A 15,992-nucleotide genomic window follows, 5' to 3' on the forward strand; every position below is an offset into this window, starting at 1 on the left:
GGATTTGCGTTGCCTGAGCACTGCTTCCTCCTCGATCGGATCTCTGATGCCCACCGTGGCACCACCACCGAGCGGTCAGGCAGTGCAAGCTTTGCCTGGACACACCAATCCCACCCTCCACCACGGCCACCGTGACCGCGTTGTGGCAGACCATGGTCGTCACTACGGACAACGGCCGCCTGGTCCTCCCGGAGAGGACGTGCCTCTGCAGGGGGACCAGGCGGCCGGAGGGCGGTTCTTCGTCAGGCCGTGGTGGGCCAGTCCTCCTGCTTCTGGCTCGTCTCGGGCGCCGTGAAGTGCGCGACGCCCGGGCCCGCCAGGTATGCGGCCACCGAGGTGGGCACCACGTCCGGGTAGTCGGCGTTCCGGACGTCCTGCAGCGAGCCGGTCCCGTCGTACATGGCGATCTGGTACTGCAGAGCCACGTACTCGAACAGGTTGGACGCCGCGAACTGCCGGCGGGCGATCTCCGCGCGCAGGTCCCGCAACGTCCCCTTGCGCACCAGGTTTTACCGCCGCTCGGACGCGGCCTCGACCTCGTTGCGCATGCGTGAGAGCCAGGGTCAGCGGCCGGACAGCTCCGCTCAGAGCATCAGCTCGATCTCGTCGCAGATGAGCAGGTCCTCCAAAGCGTCCCCGGCGGGATTGAGCAGCGCGGTGCCGACGGCGGTGCCGGTCCGCGCCGCGGCGCGGAAGGCGGCAACCTGGCGGTCGAAACCGTCCGGCGCACCCTCCACCCGTACCGGATCGCCCACGCGTGGCGTGTAGACCAGGTGGCCGCCGTCCAGGTCGCCGGGGAACAGTTCGATACCGCCCTCGGTGCCGACGATGGTGACCTGCCAGCCGTCGAGATTGCCGGGTTTGACGTACGACGCCGTCATCGAACAGGCGATGTCGGAAGGGAAGTCCAGCAACACGGTGCACGTTTCGGGGCGGATCGAGCCGGGACGGTCGACACGCTTGGTGTTACCCAGAGCAGCGGCCACGCGGGGGCGGCCGAGCAGCCACCGCAACGGGTTGAGGAACGCGTACGTGAGATGAGTGACCAGCATGCCGCCGCTGGCTTGCTGGTCGTAGTACCAGGACTGCGGATCCTGGTCGAACAGCGCAACAGTCTGCACGCTGACCGGAGCACCGATCCGACCGAGCAGCTCCCGGGTCGAGTGCCAGACCGACTTGTAGCGTGCCTCGTATCCGGCTTCGAGAATGAGGTCGTGGCGTGCCGCAAGGTCGGTGAGTTGCCGGCCGCGTTCACTGGTGGTGGCCAGCGGGCCGCCGGCGAGGGTGTGCAACCTTTCGGCCAGCGCCCAGCCGACCATGTCGTCCTGGACCCTGTGCGGCACCGCCACCAGAACCGCATCGATGCCGTCCCGGCCGGTGAGCTCGGTGTGGTCGGCCGTGGCCCGGGCGTTCCACCGGCCGGCCAGCCGTTCCGCGTTACCCAGCCGCCGCGAGGCGACAGCCACCACCTCGACGCCGTCCTGAGCGGCCAGGGCATCGCCTCTTACCTGAGCAAGCTTGCCGCTACCGATGATGCCGACGCGCAGTGCGGTCACCAAGATCCCTCTTCGACAGTTGATGATCTGTTGGGCGACATCGTACTACCGTGGGTCTGTCCCGGGCGGGCGTCAAGCTTGCCGGCCCTCGAGAACCGGGACCAAGCTCGGCGACCCAGGACCGGCCGCCGAGCTTGTCGTGTCACGCCACCGTCGTTCAGCGCTGGTCGGCGTGCGCCGTCAACATGAACGCGTAGGTGGAGGTGTAGCCGTACCGGTTGGGGTGGAAGATCTCGGTGAGATGGCCGGCGTCCACTCCGTTGATCCACGGGTCCGCGCTGCAGGCCTCGTGACCGAGGAACGGCAGGCGCATCTCGATGAACTTCACGCCGGCCCGCTCGCTCGCGGTCGCGATGCCCGCGGCGACGTGGTCGGCGTTGTGGGTGAGCTGCTTGCGGTTGGCCGCGCTCGGGCTGAGCGCGCCGCAGCTGCCGGTTCCCTCGGCGACCAGGCGCGGGTAGCCGAGAACCAGGACGCGGGCGTTCGGGGCTCGCTTCCTGACCTCGGTGTAGAGCGCCGTGAGGTCGTCCGTCAGCTTGGTCCGTGCGTAGTACGCCCCCAGGTCGGTTGCGTACTTGCACTCCGCCTCGGTGCCGGTCAGGCAGGCCGTCACGGTGCTGGTGAAACCGTCGTCGTTGCCGCCGACGGTGATCGAGACGAGCGTGGTGGCCGCGCTCAGAGCGCTCAGCTGGTTGGCCCGTACATCAGTGATCTTGGCCCCGCTGCAGGTCAGGTCCTTGAAGGCAACAGCGGGGTGGTTCTTCGCGTACGTCCGCGGGTAGCTGTCCGGGCTTCGCTTGCAGTCACCGCTCGCCGCGTCATAGGGGTACGCCCCGACTCCGGACGCGTACGAGTCACCGAGTGCGACGTACTCGCCGGACGTGGTCGTGGCCCGGGCAGTTCCGGACGCCACGAGGGACACGGTGGCTATCACGACCGCGGAGACCAAGGCGGACAGGGATCTACGCATAGGTGTGTGGCACCTCGCCTTTCTGAGGATGGAGAGTGCACACCGGCGTGCTGACGAAGGGCTCAGCATGTCCGGGACAGCCACGGACGGTACAAGTCGCGAAGCATCGATGGATATGTGCCGCGATCATCCTGGAACCTTGGGTCCGCGATGGATGCCCCCGTGGCCAAGTCCCTCAAGTCGTACGAGTCGAGAAAGTCTGAGGCAAGAAAGTCTTGCCTCGGACGTTCCTGATTCGTACGATCTTGTCATGTCACCGCTTCCGGAACCTGCCGCCTGGTCCGCGCCTCTGCCCGAGGCCCATCCGCCCGCGGACATGGCCGTCTACCACCTGCCCACCGGCACATACGAGACTCGGGCGGCTTTCGCCGTGCAGGGCGGCTCGTTCCGCGACAAGCGCCCCTTCGCCGCATCCGCGATTCTGATCAAGCACCCCCAGGGGGACCTGCTGATCGACGCCGGCTTCGGCGCCGGCGTAGCCGGGCACATCCGCCTGCTGCCGGTCTTCGTGCGTGCCCCCTATCAGGTCGGCCGGACGGTCAGCGAGCAGCTCGACGCCGCCGGCTACGACCGCAGCCGGTTGCTCGGGGTGCTGCTGACCCACTCCCACTGGGATCACACGAGTGGCCTCGACAGCCTGCGGGGCACGCCGCTCTGGATGAACGCGGAGGAGCGGCAGTACGCCGCCAAGGATCCCGACGGCAAGGTGTTCCGCCAGGTGTCCCAGGGCTACCAGATTCACGAGTACGCCTTCGCGGACGGGCCGTATCTCGGGTTCCCGTCGAGCTACGACGTTCACGGCGACGGCTCGGTGGTCATCGTTCCGGCCGCCGGCCACACCTCCGGCTCCGTCATCGTCTTCGTGACCGCGCCGACCGGCGACCGGTACGCGTTCATCGGCGACCTGACCTGGCAGATCGACGGCATCCGTCGGCGGGTCGAACGGCCGTGGCTGCTGAGCAAGCTCGCCGACAGCGACCGGGGGCAGCTGCGCCAGGATCTCGGCCGCATGATCGCCCTGGACGGCCTGGTGCGGATCGTCCCCGCGCACGACCTCGGCTCCTACGACGGCATTCCGCTGCTGACCCCCGAGGAAGCGAAGCGGTCCCGCTGAGGACGTACGGTTCTCGCATGCAGAGCCCGCAACCGTCTGAGGCCGCCGGCCCGCGGCCCACCATCGACTCCGAGATCACCTGGCTGCTGCACCGCGCGGCCCAGCGCATGCGCGCCGCGACCGGGGAGATAGCCGAGAAGCACGGGCTGACGATGCGCGAATACATCGTGCTCAGCGCCCTCGACAAGAGCCCGGGCCTCACCCAGGGCGAGCTCGGCAAGACGCTGGGACTCGACAAGACCACCCTGATGAGCCAGCTCGACCGGCTCGAGCGCACCGGTCTGGTCGTGCGGCACAGCGACCCGCGCGACCGCCGCCTGCGTATCCCCGTGATCACCGAGGACGGCGAGGCCCTGCGCGCGAAGGTCGCCGCGGCCTGCGACACCGTCGAGACCTCGGCCCTGACCGGCCTCGACCCGGACGAGACCCAGAGCCTGCGCCGGATGCTTTTCACCATCATCGGTGACGTCGAGGACCGGGGATCCTGCCTATGAGACACCAGGAGAGAGCATGCCGACCCTTCCCCCGTACGACCTGAGTGAGCGCGCCGTCGCCGGCCGGGAGGTCTACGCCCGCAATTTCGGGGTGTCGCCCGCGGAGGCCGAACGGCGCATGATTGCGCGCGCCGGTCCCGCCTTCACCCGGGAAGCGTACGAGGCGGCCGGCGGCCCCGGCTGGCAGAGCGACGTCCTGACCGACCGGGACCGCAGCGTCGCCGTGATCGCCGCGCTCGTCAGCCAGGGCGTCACCGACGACCGGCTCGCGACCTACCTGTCCCTGGCCCGCCGCAACGGTGTCGGCACCGAGGGGCTCATCGCGTTGATGGTGCTGCTCAGCGCGTACCTCGGGCAGCCGCACACCTCGCTGGGGGCCGAAGCCGTGCTGCGTTCGGCCCGCGCGGAGCAGTGAGGTGTCACTCGCTGCCATCCCCAGCCCGGCAACCTCCGTGTGGCATCTGGGCCCGCTGCCGATCCGGGCCTACGCGCTCTGCATCCTCGCCGGCATCGTCGTTGCGGCCCTCATCATGGAAAGGCGTCTGCGGGCGCGCGGCGTCGAGGCTGGAACAGCCCTGGACATCGGTGCCTGGGCGGTGCCTTCCGGCATTCTCGGCGCGCGGGTCTACCACCTGATCACCTCGCCGCAGGGCTACTTCGGCGCCGGCGGTGACCCGCTGCGCGCCTTCGCGATCTGGGAGGGCGGCCTGAGCATCTGGGGCGGCCTGGCCGGCGGTGCGCTCGGCGTCTGGATCGCCGTACGGCGCCGCGACCTGTCGCTGAGTGTCGTGGCCGACGCGCTCGCCCCCGGGCTGCCCGTGGCGCAGGCGATCGGGCGGATCGGCAACTGGTTCAACAACGAGGTCTACGGCAGGGTCACCACGCTGCCGTGGGGCCTGCAAGTGCACGACATGCGAACCGGGGAGCTGCTGCCCGGGCTGTATCACCCCACCTTCGCGTACGAGGCGCTCTGGAATCTCGGCGTGGCCGCGCTGGTCTGGGGCGCCGACCGCCGCCTTGCTTTCCGGCGTGGACGAGCCTTCGCCCTGTACGTGATGGGCTATGCCGCCGGTCGGGTGTGGATAGAGACGCTGCGCATCGACGAGGCCACCACCTTCTTCGGCGTACGGCTCAACGTGTTCACCGCGATCGCGGCGTTCCTCGGCGCAGCGCTCTACTTCTTCACCACCCGACCCGCACGCATCCCCGGCCCGGTGACGGCTGACGCCCGTTGATACTTCCTAGACGCGCGGCACGATGACGCGGGACCAGTCGGCGATGTAACGGGTCTGCTCAGCGAGGGCCCGGACGCCGGCCTCGGTGATGACGACCGTCTTCTTCGACGGGCGCTGTACCAGCCCCGCAGCCGTCATCAACCTCAGCCGGCGGGTGAGTGTGTCCGGCGTGACCGCCAAGGTTCCGGCGAGCACGGTCAGGTTCTCGGGGGTGCCGGGAGTCAGGCCGCCGAGCACCCGTAGCTGCAGGTCGTCGTGGATCCGGTCGAAGATCTCGACGAAGCGGCGTACATCCTGATGAGCCCGCACGGCGACCTCCGCGTACGACTGGTCGGTGAACATGATCCGCAGCCGGTGGTGCCGCCCCTCCGGCATGGACTGGTTGTCCACGTCCACGATGTACTGGCTACCTCGCAGAGTGAGGATGCCGTAGGCACGCTGGATCAGCATGATCGACCGGAGCCGGCCCAGCGGCACCGCCCCGGCGGACCTGCCGCTCGAGTCCCAGGCATGGAAGGCGGACGGTGACACCCCGAGCATGAGCCGCGTGCCGTCGGGCAGGACGCCGGCCACCAGGCAGTCGCAGGTGCCACGCTCCCGCGGCCGGTGCTGAGCCCCGTCGACCCGTCCGGGCAACACCACGAGGCACCCGTCCCGCGGCGTCGGCTCCCACGGCGCGGCCCGCATGTAGCGCTCGCGCAGCCGGCGGTCCACCAGCCACTTGCCCGTGAGCAGCAGGCCTACCAGCACCAGGCCGGCGCCCGCGAAAGTTGCCATCAAGCCGATAGGGCCCATGCCGCCAGACTATCGACCGAGGTCACTGAGCCACCGCGGCGGCTCGACGATCAACGGCTGGCGCGGTAGGCCTGCGGGCACCGTCACTGGTCGAGCAACCCGGCGGCGGCGTCGGCGAACGCGACCGGCTCCTCGATGTGGCCGAAGTGACCGCTGGCTTTCAGCTCGACCAGCCGGGAGCCGGCGATGCCGTCGTGCAGCAGGGCGGCCCATCCCGGTCCGCAGATGAAGTCGTGTGCTCCCACGATGACGACGGTCGGCGCGGTGATCTCGCCCAGCCGTGGGCGTACGTCGAAGGGCTCGGAGTCCTGCGGGACCGTCCACGCGCGGATGGCGGCTACGAAGTCCTCGAATTCCGTACGCCGGGTGGGGAAGTCGGCGAAGTACACCGGCGCCGCCTCGCGCAGCGCCGAGCTCATCGCCTCGTCGTCGGTGGCGGTCACCGCGCGCTGAAACGCGGCGGGAAGGTGCGGGTCGACGGCGGCGTACGCGGTGACGCCCGCCATCGCCGACTCCCAGAACTGCGGTCCGGTGACCGGCGACGTGTCGTACAGGATGATTCCCGCGACGCGGCCGGGGTGGTCGAGCGTGTATTGCTGGACCACGAAACCGCCGTGCGAGTGGCCGAGGAGGTGGACTCGCGGCAGGGCGAGATCGTCGACCACGGCGTCGAGAAAGGACACGTACGTGCTCAGGCCGTACAGGTCGAGACGACCGGAATCGCCGGTGCCCACCGGCTCCAGGTAGACCATGGTGTAGTGCTGCTCGAGCAGCGGCATCCGCAGGTACGCCGAGTCGATGCCCGGCCCGCCGGAATGCGCAACGCACACCGGGCCTTGGCCGGCGACGTGATACACCTGCCGGACGCCGCCTACGGTGATGGTGTGAGTGCCGGGTGTGATGGTGGTGCTCAAGGGTTTCTCCGATCCGCGTCGTGCCTACCGGACCAGATGCGCGGGGAGCCCGGAAGTTCGCTCAGTTCGCGGAAATCTCGGGATGGAACAGCGTCATCGAGCGCACTCGGCCGCCCTCGAGCGAGTGCAACCACACCGCGCTGGGCGGGCAGTGACCCGGATCCGAGGACGGGCTGATCACTTCGGTCTCCCAGATGAGCACGTCGTCACCGGCGACCACGGAGACGAGCCGCTGGCTTACCCCGGCCTGCAGGTCGCCTTCCATGGTGTGCACCACCCGGTCGGTCCCCCCGTGCAGGCCGGATGAACGGATGAGGAACGAGGCGTCGGGCCGCCACAGCTCGCCGACGACCTGATGGAAGTCGCCGCGCATCGCCGTGGCCACGGCGTCGGCCGCCTCGCGCTGCCGGGAAGCGGCCCGGGCCGAGCTGTCCGGATGGGCCAGGTCGGCGGTCGCCCGCAGCGACATCACCATTTTCTGGCGGGCGTGGTTCAACCGGCTGCGGACGGTGCCGACGGGCAGGGCACACAGGGCCGCGATCTGATCGTACGAGGTGACGCCGCTGAAGTGGCGCAGCATCAGGACCAGCCGATCGGTCTCCGACAGCTCACCGATGGCGTGCCACACCCAGTCGCGCATCGCCGTCTGCTCGATCAGCTCTTCGGGCCCCGGGGTGGCCGCCGGTGGAAGGAAAGGCTCAGGATCGGCCACGGGCGTCGGCCGGGTGGCCCGGAACCGCATCCGGCAGTTGTTGCGCACCACGGCCCGCAGCCACGCGCCCGCCGCGTCCCGGTCGCGAATCTCCCCGACCCGGCGGATGGCGGTGACCATCGCGTCCTGTACGGCGTCCTCGGCGTCCGGCCCGTGGCCCAGCAGGCTCAGCGCCACCGCGCGCATGCCGGCCTCGTGCCGCTCCAGCAGCAGGCCCAGCGCGGTGGCGTCCCCGTTCTGAGCGCGTTGAACCAGCTCGGAGTCATTTATGGCCACGCCGCAAGGTTACGGAGGAACCAGCGTCTTGCCGACACGAACAGACAGGAGCCTGCTCACAGCGGGCTCGCCGTCGCGGTCACGTTCCCCCGGGACCCTCCCCGCGCGTGGCCCGGCTCACAGAAGACCGAACGAACTTTTCCGCACGGCGGCGCATCGAGTCCCCGTACGCGCGTCGGCGGTTCGTCCGGTGTGACGCCGCAGGAATCGAGGAGGAATTTTATGACGACGTTGTCCCATCCCTCTGTTCAGTTCGACTCGGCGCGGCAGCGGTGCGATGCCGAAAGGCGGCTCGCGGAGGTGCATGCGGCTCACGCAGGGCCTCTGTTGCGGTTCCTGCGCGGCCTGACGCGGGAGCCGCACGCGGCTGAGGATCTGTTGCAGGAGACGATGCTGCGGGTGTGGCGGCGCTGGGATCTGTTGCCTGACGGTGAGGAGAACGTTCGGCGGTGGTTGTACACCATCGGCCGGCGGGTGTCGATCGATGCGGCGCGGGTGCGGCGGGTGCGGCCCCAGGAGGTGGAGTTGCTTGATGTCTTCGCGAAGGACTCCGGCGAGGACACCGCCGACATCGCGGTCGCTCATGAGGCGCTGAGCGGCGCCTTCCACCGGTTGAGTGCCGGCCATGGCCAGGTTCTGCGGGAGCTCTACTTCAACGGGCTTTCCCTGGAAGAGGTGGCTCGTCGGCTGGATATTCCGGTCGGCACCGTCAAGTCGCGGGCGCACTACGCCGTGCGATTCCTGCGATCCGCGGTCATCTCCTCCGAGGACTGACGCGTCGCGTCGTCGCGCTCGCCGCGAACGGCTTCAAGATCACCGACCCGGTCAGCGCCGAGACCGGCGACACCGCGTCCGGCAACGACCTGAGCAGGTCAGACAGCGTAGGTGGCGGCCTCACATCCGAGCGGCCAGCGCGGCGGAGAACCGCTCGGGTTCGGCCGGGGCCATGATGACCAGGGTCAGCTCGGGCGCACCCTGGACCGCGACGATGTCGTTGGTGAACGACATCTCACCGAATCCGGGATGTCGCAACGTCTTGGCGGGCCGGCGCCAGGTGGACACGGTCTGGTTCTGCCACAGCCGCCGGAAGTCCTCGCTGCTCGGCGACAGACCGGCGACGAGCTCGGTCAGGCGGGGGTCGTCGGGCTGCCGGCCCGCGTGCAGGCGCAGCATGCCGACCAGGTCGGCGGCGCCGTCGGCCCACTCCGGGCCGTAGCGCTCGCGCGCCTCGGGGGCGAGCATCATCCAGCGGACGGCGTTGCGCCGGTCGACCGGCATCGCCGCGAAGTCGGCGAACAGGAAGACCGCGCCGGCGTTGGCATGCACCACGTCCAGCAGCGGATCGACCACCATGGCGGGGGTGTCGCCGAGCAGCGTGACCAGCTGGCGTACCCGGTCGGCGCCGAGGTTCCCGGCGGGCGGCGCTGCCGGCTCGCCGGCGACGTGCGCGAGGGTGAACAGGTGCGTGCGTTCGTCGTCGTTCAGACCCAAGGTACGGGCGAGGCTGCGCAGGACACCGGGTGAGGCGGTGCGTTGCCGCCCCTGCTCCAGCCGGGCGTAGTAGTCGACGCTCAGACCGGCGTGCTGGGCGACCTCTTCCCGGCGCAGGCCGGAAACCCGTCGCCGGCGGTCGTGCGGCAACCCGAGCCGCCCGGGCTCGATCCGGCCCCGCCGGTCGCGCAGAAAGTCGGCCAGCGCTTCATTGCGGATCATCACAGAAGCGTACGCGCGAGGGTGGGCATCGCGTTCCTAGGCAGCACTCTGCCTTCTCCGCGACAGCAGCCGGTGTTTGGCTCGTCTCATCGCTCACGTCACGAGAAACAGGAACTGGGACATCGACATGAAGACTCGCACCATTGGTTCCGGCGGCCTGGCCGGCTCGGCGCTCGGCGCCCTCGCCGAGGCGGTCGGGCCGCGGGATGCTCACCGGGGGCGGCGCGGTCGTCACCCCGCGGCCGGACCGGACGACGTGCGCTCGTCGATGCCGCGATTCGCACCCGGCAATACCGAGCACAACCGACGCCTGGTGACGGGACTGGCCACCATCGCGGCCTCGGTCGAGCTCACTACAGCCCAGCTCGCCCTGGCCTGGCTGCTGACCGTCGAGCCCGACGTCGTGGCCGTGCCCGGTACCCGCCGTTCCCGGCACCTCGCCGAGAACGTCACGGCAGCGGGCGTACAGCTGAGCTCCGAGACCATGCGGGCGATCGCCGGCACCTTCCCGGCCGGCATCGCCGCCGGTGACCGCCGATCGCCCTTCGACGTTGACATCCAGGAGTGAGTGCGATGACCGACGACCTGACGACGACCGCTGAGAAGCTGATCCCGTTGCTGAGTGAGCACGCGGCCGAGACCGAAGCGGCCGGTCGGCCGGCCGCCCCCGCACTGCGGGCGGTGCGTGAGGCCGGCTTCCTGAACCTGTTCGCACCGGCCGCGCTCGGTGGCCACCAGGCGGGCCTGGCCACCGCCGTCGACGTCTTCGAGCGGCTGGGGCGCGGGTGCGGCTCGACGGCGTGGGTGGCCATGCTGGCCTCGGGCGGCTCCTACCTGGCTGCCCTGCTGGGCGACGAGGCCCGGGCGGACGTGTGGGGCGACGACCCGCAGGCCATGGTGTGCGGGGGCTTCGGTCCCACCGGAACCGCGCAGCCGGTGCCCGGTGGCTTCACGGTGAGCGGCCGCTGGCAGCCACTGTCCGGGGTGCAGGACGCCCAGTGGGCCATGGTCGCGGTTCCCGAGCACGGCATGGTGCTGCTTCCGGTCGCGGACGGCGAGATCGAACAGACCTGGCAGGTGGCCGGCATGCGCGGCACCGGAAGCCACACCCTGACGGTCCGGGACGTCTTCGTGCCGGCCCATCGGGTGCTGTCGACGTCGCGGATGTTCGCGGGTGGTTACGCCGCGGACCATCCGGGCGAGCCGCTGTACCAGGCGATGCCGATCTCGCTGCTGTCGGTGGCGATGCTGGGCCCGGTGCTGGGGATGGCGCAGGCCGCGCTGACCACCACGCTGGACCGGCTGGCCCGCGGCAAGGCGATCGGTGGGACCGTCTACCGGAACGCCACCGACTCGCCGGCCGTCCGGCTCGGTGTCGCCGACGCGGCCTCGCGGCTCGACACCGCCCGGCTGCACACCGACCGGGCGGTGCGGGACGTCACGGCGGCACAACCGAGCGGTGGATCCCTGCCGGTCGCGGGCCGGGCCCGGATCCGGATGGACACCGCAGCCACGGTGACGGCGGTGCGCGGCGCGATCCAGCTTCTGCTCGACGTGAACGGGGCCAGCGTGTTCGCCTCCGGGCAACCGTTGCAGCGCATCTGGCGCGATGTCGAGGTCGCGACCCGGCATCAGATGGTGGCGTCGGACGTGTCGCGCGAGGTGTACGGGCGGGCCCTGCTCGGCATCGAGGAACAGATCACACCGTTGTTCTGACGGCCCACTGGCTTCGTTCGCGACTTCCGGGGCTGACGCAGCTCACATTTCCGGGAACCGTAACTCGATGTCGAGACCGCCGGCGGTCCGCGTCCGGGCGTTGATGGCGGCCCCGTGCGCGTCGGCGATCGCGCGGACGATGGCCAGACCGAGTCCGTGCCCGTGTCCGTCGGGATGTCTGGTCCGGCGGTTGCCGACCTGCCGGAACGGTTGGAACAGCGCATCGAGTTCGCCGGGCGGCACCACCGGGCCGGAGTTGCTGACCCGGACGGCGCCGCCGGTCGCGGTGGTCGTCGTGCTGATCTCGACCCACCCGCCTGGCGCGTTGTGCCGCATGGCGTTGTCGATCAGGTTGTCGATCAAGCGCTCGATCAGGTCGGGGTCGCCGGTTGCCGGTGCCCGGTCGAGGGAGGTGTGTAGCCGGATGCCTCGCGAGGCGGCGTCCGGCCGGCGGGTCGCGATCACCGCGGCGGCGGTGTCGGCGACGTCGAGCCGGGTGTGCAGCTGCAGTCCCTGTTCGCCGTCAGCCAGGGTGAGCAGCGCCTCGACGAGGCGTTCCTGTTGGTCGTTGAGCGCGAGGACCTCGTGGCACGCCGACCGCAGCGTCTCGGCGGTGGCGTCCGGGTCGGCCAGCGCCACCTGCAGCACGGTCCGCTCGGCGGTGAGCGGGGTGCGCAGTTCGTGCGAGGCGTTGGCGACGAAGTGCCGCTGCGATGCGAAAGCGGTCTGCAGCCGCTGGAACAGGTTGTCGAGCGTCTCGGCCAGGTCGGTGAATTCGTTGTGCAGCCCGGTCGGGCCGAGTCTGCGGTGCAGGTCGCCGACGGAGATCTCGCGGGCGGTGGCGGTGATGGTGCGTAGTGGGCGCAGGAACCGGCCGGCGACGAACCAGCCGAGCAGCAGGGAGACCACCACCATGCCGATCAAGGCCCACGCCGAGGTGGTGATCTGCCGGTCCAGCTGACCGCCGTCGTCGGGCACGACGGCTGGACCCGTGACCGGGCCGGCCGGGATGGCCTGCCGGTTGCCCAGCAGCGGGATCGCGAGCAGCACGACGCCGGATATCAGAAAGGGTACGGCGTAGAGCAGCGTGAGCTGGACGTGCAGACTTCGCCGGGGAATGCGGACGCGCATCACGGTTCGCCGATCCGGTAGCCGCCCTCGCGAACGGTGTGGATGATCGCAGGGTCGCCCAGCTTGGTCCGTAGCCGGCGGATGGTGGTTTTCACCGCCGTGGTGAACGGGTCCGCCGCCTCGTCCCAGACCCGTTCGAGCAGATCCTCCGCCGACACGAGACGGCCGTGCGCGGCGAGCAGGCATTCCAGGACGGCGAACTCCTTCGGGCTCAGCTCCAGCCGGCGTCCTTCACGGGTCGCGACCCGCCGGCCCGGGTCAAGCGTGAGGTCCCCGTACTCCAGGATCGGCGGCACGGCCGTGCCCGGCCGCCGGCCGAGGGCCCGCACCCGCGCGACCAGCTCGGCGAAGTCGAAGGGCTTGGCGAGGTAGTCGTCGGCGCCCAGCCCCAGGCCGTCGACACGCTGTTTCACCGACGAGGCCGCGGTCAGCATCAGCACCCGGGTCGCCGAGTGCTCGTCCACGATTCGCCGGCACACCTGGTCACCCGGCACGCCCGGCAGGTCGCGGTCGAGCACCACCACGTCGTAGCGGGTCACGGCCAGGTGGTCGAGGGCCGCGTCGCCGTCGAGGACCACGTCGACCGCCATGCCCTCACGGCGCAACCCGGCACCGAGCGTGCGGGCCAGCACCTCGAAATCCTCGACCACCAGCACGCGCATGATCCCCACCATGCCACGGCGCCGGTGTCAGGACGGTGTCACCCGGCGGCACCGTCCCGACACCAGCGTCCACGTAGAACCGAAACCGGCAATGCGCGTCAGCAGGAGGGAAGGGATACGGATGGAAATCGTTCTCGAAACCGACCAGCTCGGGAAGAAGTACGGCAAAACGTGGGCGCTGCGAGACTGTTCGCTGCGCCTTCCGACCGGCAGGGTGGCCGCGCTGGTCGGACCCAACGGGGCGGGCAAGAGCACCCTGCTGCACCTGGCGGTCGGTTTGCTGCGGCCGGACGCCGGTTCCGTACGGGTCTTCGACCGGACACCGTACGACGACGTCGCCGTTCTGTCCGAGGTCGGCTTCGTGGCCCAGGACACGCCGCTGTACCGCGACTTCACGGCGGAGGAGCTGTTCACCATGGGTGCCAAGCTGAACCGGCGCTTCGACACGGCGCTGGCGCACCGCCGGCTGGCTCAGATCGGCATCCCGCGCGGCAAGCCGGTCGGGAAGCTGTCCGGAGGTCAGCGGGCCCAGGTTGCCCTCGCCCTGGCGATGGGCAAGCGCCCACGGCTGCTGCTGCTCGACGAACCGGTCGCCAGCATCGACCCGCTGGCCCGGCGGGAATTTCTGGAGGCGTTGATGGGCGTGGCCGCCGAGACAGGCACCACGGTGCTGCTGTCCTCGCACATCCTGGCGGACCTCGAACGCACCTGCGACTACCTCATCGTGCTGCACGCCGCACAGGTGAGGCTCGTCGGTGACGTCAGCGCCCTGCTCGCCGAGCACCGGCGGCTGGTCGGCCCCGGAGACGGGGGTCCGCTGCCCGCCGGGGTCGTGCAGGTGGTGCGGGCCGAACACACCGATCGTCAGTCCACGCTGCTGGCCCGCATGAACGCTGCGCTGCGGGATCCGGCCTGGAAGGCGTACGACGTGACTGTGGAAGACCTCATCCTCGCCTACCTCGCCGACGGCGACTCCCGGCCGCGCGCCGCGTGGGAGGTGCCGGCATGATCTGGCTCGCCTGGCGGCAGCACCGCAAGCAGGCACTGTTCACCGCGATCGGCCTCGCGCTCCTCGCCGCGCTGATGGTCCCCACCGGTCTGGCCATGCGGCACACCTTCGCCGGCCTGGGCCTGGACGACTGCGTCGGCGCGCTGGGTACCGCCTCGATGATCCCGGCCGCCGCCGACACCTGCGGCAAGGCGTCCACCCAATTCAACAGCCAGTACGGCGTGATGACCCTGATCGGAGTTCTCTTCCTCGTCCTGCCGCTACTGGCCGGGCTGTTCTGGGGTGCGCCGCTGGTCGCCCGCGAGATCGAGCAGGGCACCCACCGCATGGTCTGGACCCAGGGCGTCAGCCGGGGACACTGGGCGCTGGTCAAGTTCGGCGTCGCCGGCGCCGTCGCGCTCGTCGCCTCGCTGGTGTACGGACTGGGCGTCTCGTGGTGGCTGACCCCGATGAGCCAGGCCGGTCAGCACGGCCGCTTCAACCTCTTCTTCTTCGACATGCAGGGCACGGCCCCGATCGGCTACACGATCTTCGCAGTCGCGCTCGGCATCTTCGCCGGCACCGTCTGGCCCAAAGTGCTGCCGGCGATGTCCGCCACGCTCGTCGGGTTCCTCGCGCTGCGCATCGCCCTGACGACGCTCGCCCGGCCGCACTACCTGCCCGCCCACGTCCTGACCTTCCCGATCGAGGACGCCACCGAGCAGACCAACCCGGCCGCCGGCGACTGGATCCTGTCCTACGGCATCCGCGACGCCACCGGCAAGATGATCACGGCCAACGCGCAGATCGCCTGCGCGCCCGACGCCACCGGACCCGGCGCCGCCTGCGGCGCTGACATCGGCATCACCTCCGGCAACTACAACTGGCAGCTCTACCAACCCGGCAGCCGGTACTGGCTGTTCCAGGGCATCGAGACCGGCATCTTCATCGCCGTCGCGGCCCTGCTGCTCTACCTCGCCATCCGCCGCGTCCGCCGCGCCGCATGACCGCGAAGCCGTCCCCGGGAGGCCCCATGCGCGGATTCACCTACCTCGCCACCGCAGCCCTTCTCGCCTGTCGAACCCGTCACCGACAACAAACCTCGGCCGGCATGCAACGTCCGGTGAGCCGATGCCGTAGAAGAGGCATCCGATTCCGAACATGACGAGGGAAGGCCGATGGCCCAGATGAGACGGCGTTCCGAGCGGGACCGCGAGTTCACCGAGTTCGTGACGGCGCGGCGTCCCGCGCTGGTGCGGACGGCCGCGTTGCTGGTTTCCGGTGATGTCGCCAGGGCCGAGGACGCGGTGCAGACCGCCCTGGTCAGGCTCTACACGGCGTGGCCCAAGGTGCGGCCGGAGAGCCTTGACGCGTATGCGCGGCGGTGCGTCGTCAACTCGGCGATCGACGAGCGTCGCAGTCTCTTCCGCCGGCGGGAGCAGACCTGGGCCGAGGTGCCCGAGGTGGCCGTCGAGCACGCCGGCACCGACAAGGAGGCGGTGCTGGCGCTGCTGGCGACGCTGCCGCCCAGCATGCGCGCCGCGGTGGTGTTGCGCTACGTCGAAGGGCTCAGCATCGCCGAGGCCGCCGACGCGATGGGCTGCAGCGAGGGCAACGTCAAGAGCCAGAGCGCGCGAGGCCTGGAGCGCCTGCGCACCCGATTCCCCGTACGAGCACACCACTTCTCCTGACCCACCCCCGAGAGGAAGGCACCCA

The 15,992-nt window shown here is 70.1% G+C and carries 18 protein-coding genes and 1 pseudogene; 10 read left to right on the plus strand and 9 right to left on the minus strand.

Going from position 1 to position 15,992, the window contains the following annotated elements:
• Positions 1-242 precede the first annotated feature (242 nt).
• From HJC40_RS26040 to HJC40_RS26050, 3 genes are all read right to left on the minus strand, one after another.
• A complete protein-coding gene (locus tag HJC40_RS26040; protein WP_250004526.1) occupies positions 243-503 on the minus strand; it encodes a hypothetical protein in 261 nt (86 codons plus the stop codon).
• Positions 504-584: 81 nt separating this feature from the next.
• Positions 585-1,556 (minus strand): Gfo/Idh/MocA family protein, encoded by a 972-nt coding sequence (locus tag HJC40_RS26045; RefSeq protein ID WP_250004528.1) that lies wholly within the window; start codon positions 1,554-1,556, stop codon positions 585-587.
• 157 nt (positions 1,557-1,713) lie between these two features.
• On the minus strand, positions 1,714-2,469 hold the full coding sequence (locus HJC40_RS26050) for an SGNH/GDSL hydrolase family protein (protein WP_250004530.1): 756 nt from the start codon (positions 2,467-2,469) through the stop codon (positions 1,714-1,716).
• 307 nt (positions 2,470-2,776) lie between these two features.
• Here HJC40_RS26050 and HJC40_RS26055 point away from each other — a divergent pair, with 307 nt between their 5' ends.
• The 4 genes and pseudogenes from HJC40_RS26055 to lgt form a co-directional block, all read left to right on the plus strand.
• Positions 2,777-3,640, plus strand: a complete 864-nt coding sequence (locus HJC40_RS26055; RefSeq protein WP_250004533.1) for an MBL fold metallo-hydrolase — start codon at positions 2,777-2,779, stop codon at positions 3,638-3,640.
• Positions 3,641-3,657: 17 nt separating this feature from the next.
• On the plus strand, positions 3,658-4,134 hold the full coding sequence (locus tag HJC40_RS26060; RefSeq protein WP_250004536.1) for a MarR family winged helix-turn-helix transcriptional regulator: 477 nt from the start codon (positions 3,658-3,660) through the stop codon (positions 4,132-4,134).
• Between the two features lie 16 nt (positions 4,135-4,150).
• Positions 4,151-4,549: a carboxymuconolactone decarboxylase family protein gene (locus tag HJC40_RS26065; protein WP_250004539.1), complete on the plus strand. Its 399-nt coding sequence runs from the start codon at positions 4,151-4,153 to the stop codon at positions 4,547-4,549.
• 1 nt (position 4,550) lies between these two features.
• Positions 4,551-5,336: pseudogene (gene lgt / locus HJC40_RS26070) on the plus strand (prolipoprotein diacylglyceryl transferase); the annotation flags it as partial.
• A gap of 39 nt (positions 5,337-5,375) precedes the next feature.
• Here lgt and HJC40_RS26075 read toward each other — a convergent pair.
• The 3 genes from HJC40_RS26075 to HJC40_RS26085 all read right to left on the minus strand — a co-directional run bounded on the left by HJC40_RS26075 (position 5,376) and on the right by HJC40_RS26085 (position 8,066).
• On the minus strand, positions 5,376-6,146 hold the full coding sequence (locus HJC40_RS26075; protein ID WP_250004541.1) for a helix-turn-helix domain-containing protein: 771 nt from the start codon (positions 6,144-6,146) through the stop codon (positions 5,376-5,378).
• Positions 6,147-6,247: 101 nt separating this feature from the next.
• Positions 6,248-7,078, minus strand: coding sequence for an alpha/beta fold hydrolase (locus tag HJC40_RS26080; protein ID WP_250004544.1), 831 nt, complete (start codon positions 7,076-7,078; stop codon positions 6,248-6,250).
• 61 nt (positions 7,079-7,139) lie between these two features.
• Positions 7,140-8,066: a sigma-70 family RNA polymerase sigma factor gene (locus HJC40_RS26085; protein ID WP_250004547.1), complete on the minus strand. Its 927-nt coding sequence runs from the start codon at positions 8,064-8,066 to the stop codon at positions 7,140-7,142.
• Positions 8,067-8,288: 222 nt separating this feature from the next.
• On the opposite strand from HJC40_RS26085, the gene HJC40_RS26090 reads away from it, so the two are divergent.
• Positions 8,289-8,840, plus strand: a complete 552-nt coding sequence (locus HJC40_RS26090) for a sigma-70 family RNA polymerase sigma factor (protein ID WP_250004549.1) — start codon at positions 8,289-8,291, stop codon at positions 8,838-8,840.
• 120 nt (positions 8,841-8,960) lie between these two features.
• Here HJC40_RS26090 and HJC40_RS26095 read toward each other — a convergent pair whose 3' ends face one another.
• Positions 8,961-9,779 (minus strand): helix-turn-helix transcriptional regulator, encoded by an 819-nt coding sequence (locus HJC40_RS26095; protein WP_250004552.1) that lies wholly within the window; start codon positions 9,777-9,779, stop codon positions 8,961-8,963.
• 127 nt (positions 9,780-9,906) lie between these two features.
• Between HJC40_RS26095 and HJC40_RS26100 the strand changes: the two genes are divergently transcribed.
• Positions 9,907-10,347 carry an aldo/keto reductase gene (locus HJC40_RS26100; RefSeq protein WP_250004555.1) on the plus strand — a complete coding sequence of 147 codons (441 nt, stop codon included), beginning with the start codon at positions 9,907-9,909 and terminating at the stop codon, positions 10,345-10,347.
• Positions 10,348-10,352: 5 nt separating this feature from the next.
• Positions 10,353-11,495, plus strand: a complete 1,143-nt coding sequence (locus HJC40_RS26105; RefSeq protein ID WP_250004557.1) for an acyl-CoA dehydrogenase family protein — start codon at positions 10,353-10,355, stop codon at positions 11,493-11,495.
• Between the two features lie 42 nt (positions 11,496-11,537).
• Here the strand turns inward: HJC40_RS26105 and HJC40_RS26110 are convergent, their stop codons facing one another.
• Both HJC40_RS26110 and HJC40_RS26115 read right to left on the minus strand, forming a co-directional pair.
• Entirely contained in the window at positions 11,538-12,626 is a 1,089-nt protein-coding gene (locus HJC40_RS26110) for a cell wall metabolism sensor histidine kinase WalK (RefSeq protein WP_250004560.1), read from the minus strand.
• Positions 12,626-13,288 (minus strand): response regulator transcription factor, encoded by a 663-nt coding sequence (locus HJC40_RS26115; RefSeq protein WP_250004563.1) that lies wholly within the window; start codon positions 13,286-13,288, stop codon positions 12,626-12,628. Before HJC40_RS26115 ends, HJC40_RS26110 begins: the two co-directional genes overlap by 1 nt.
• A 121-nt stretch (positions 13,289-13,409) precedes the next feature.
• Between HJC40_RS26115 and HJC40_RS26120 the strand changes: the two genes are divergently transcribed.
• From HJC40_RS26120 to HJC40_RS26130, 3 genes are all read left to right on the plus strand, one after another.
• Positions 13,410-14,297, plus strand: a complete 888-nt coding sequence (locus HJC40_RS26120; protein ID WP_250004566.1) for an ABC transporter ATP-binding protein — start codon at positions 13,410-13,412, stop codon at positions 14,295-14,297.
• The gene (locus HJC40_RS26125; protein WP_250004569.1) at positions 14,294-15,283 is read left to right on the plus strand and encodes an ABC transporter permease; all 990 of its coding nucleotides are present in this window, start codon (positions 14,294-14,296) and stop codon (positions 15,281-15,283) included. Before HJC40_RS26120 ends, HJC40_RS26125 begins: the two co-directional genes overlap by 4 nt.
• Positions 15,284-15,454: 171 nt before the next feature.
• Positions 15,455-15,967 carry a SigE family RNA polymerase sigma factor gene (locus HJC40_RS26130; RefSeq protein WP_250004572.1) on the plus strand — a complete coding sequence of 171 codons (513 nt, stop codon included), beginning with the start codon at positions 15,455-15,457 and terminating at the stop codon, positions 15,965-15,967.
• Positions 15,968-15,992 lie beyond the last annotated feature (25 nt).

This window comes from Actinoplanes sp. M2I2 (assembly GCF_023544445.1).
Taxonomy (GTDB): Bacteria; Actinomycetota; Actinomycetes; order Mycobacteriales; family Micromonosporaceae; genus Actinoplanes.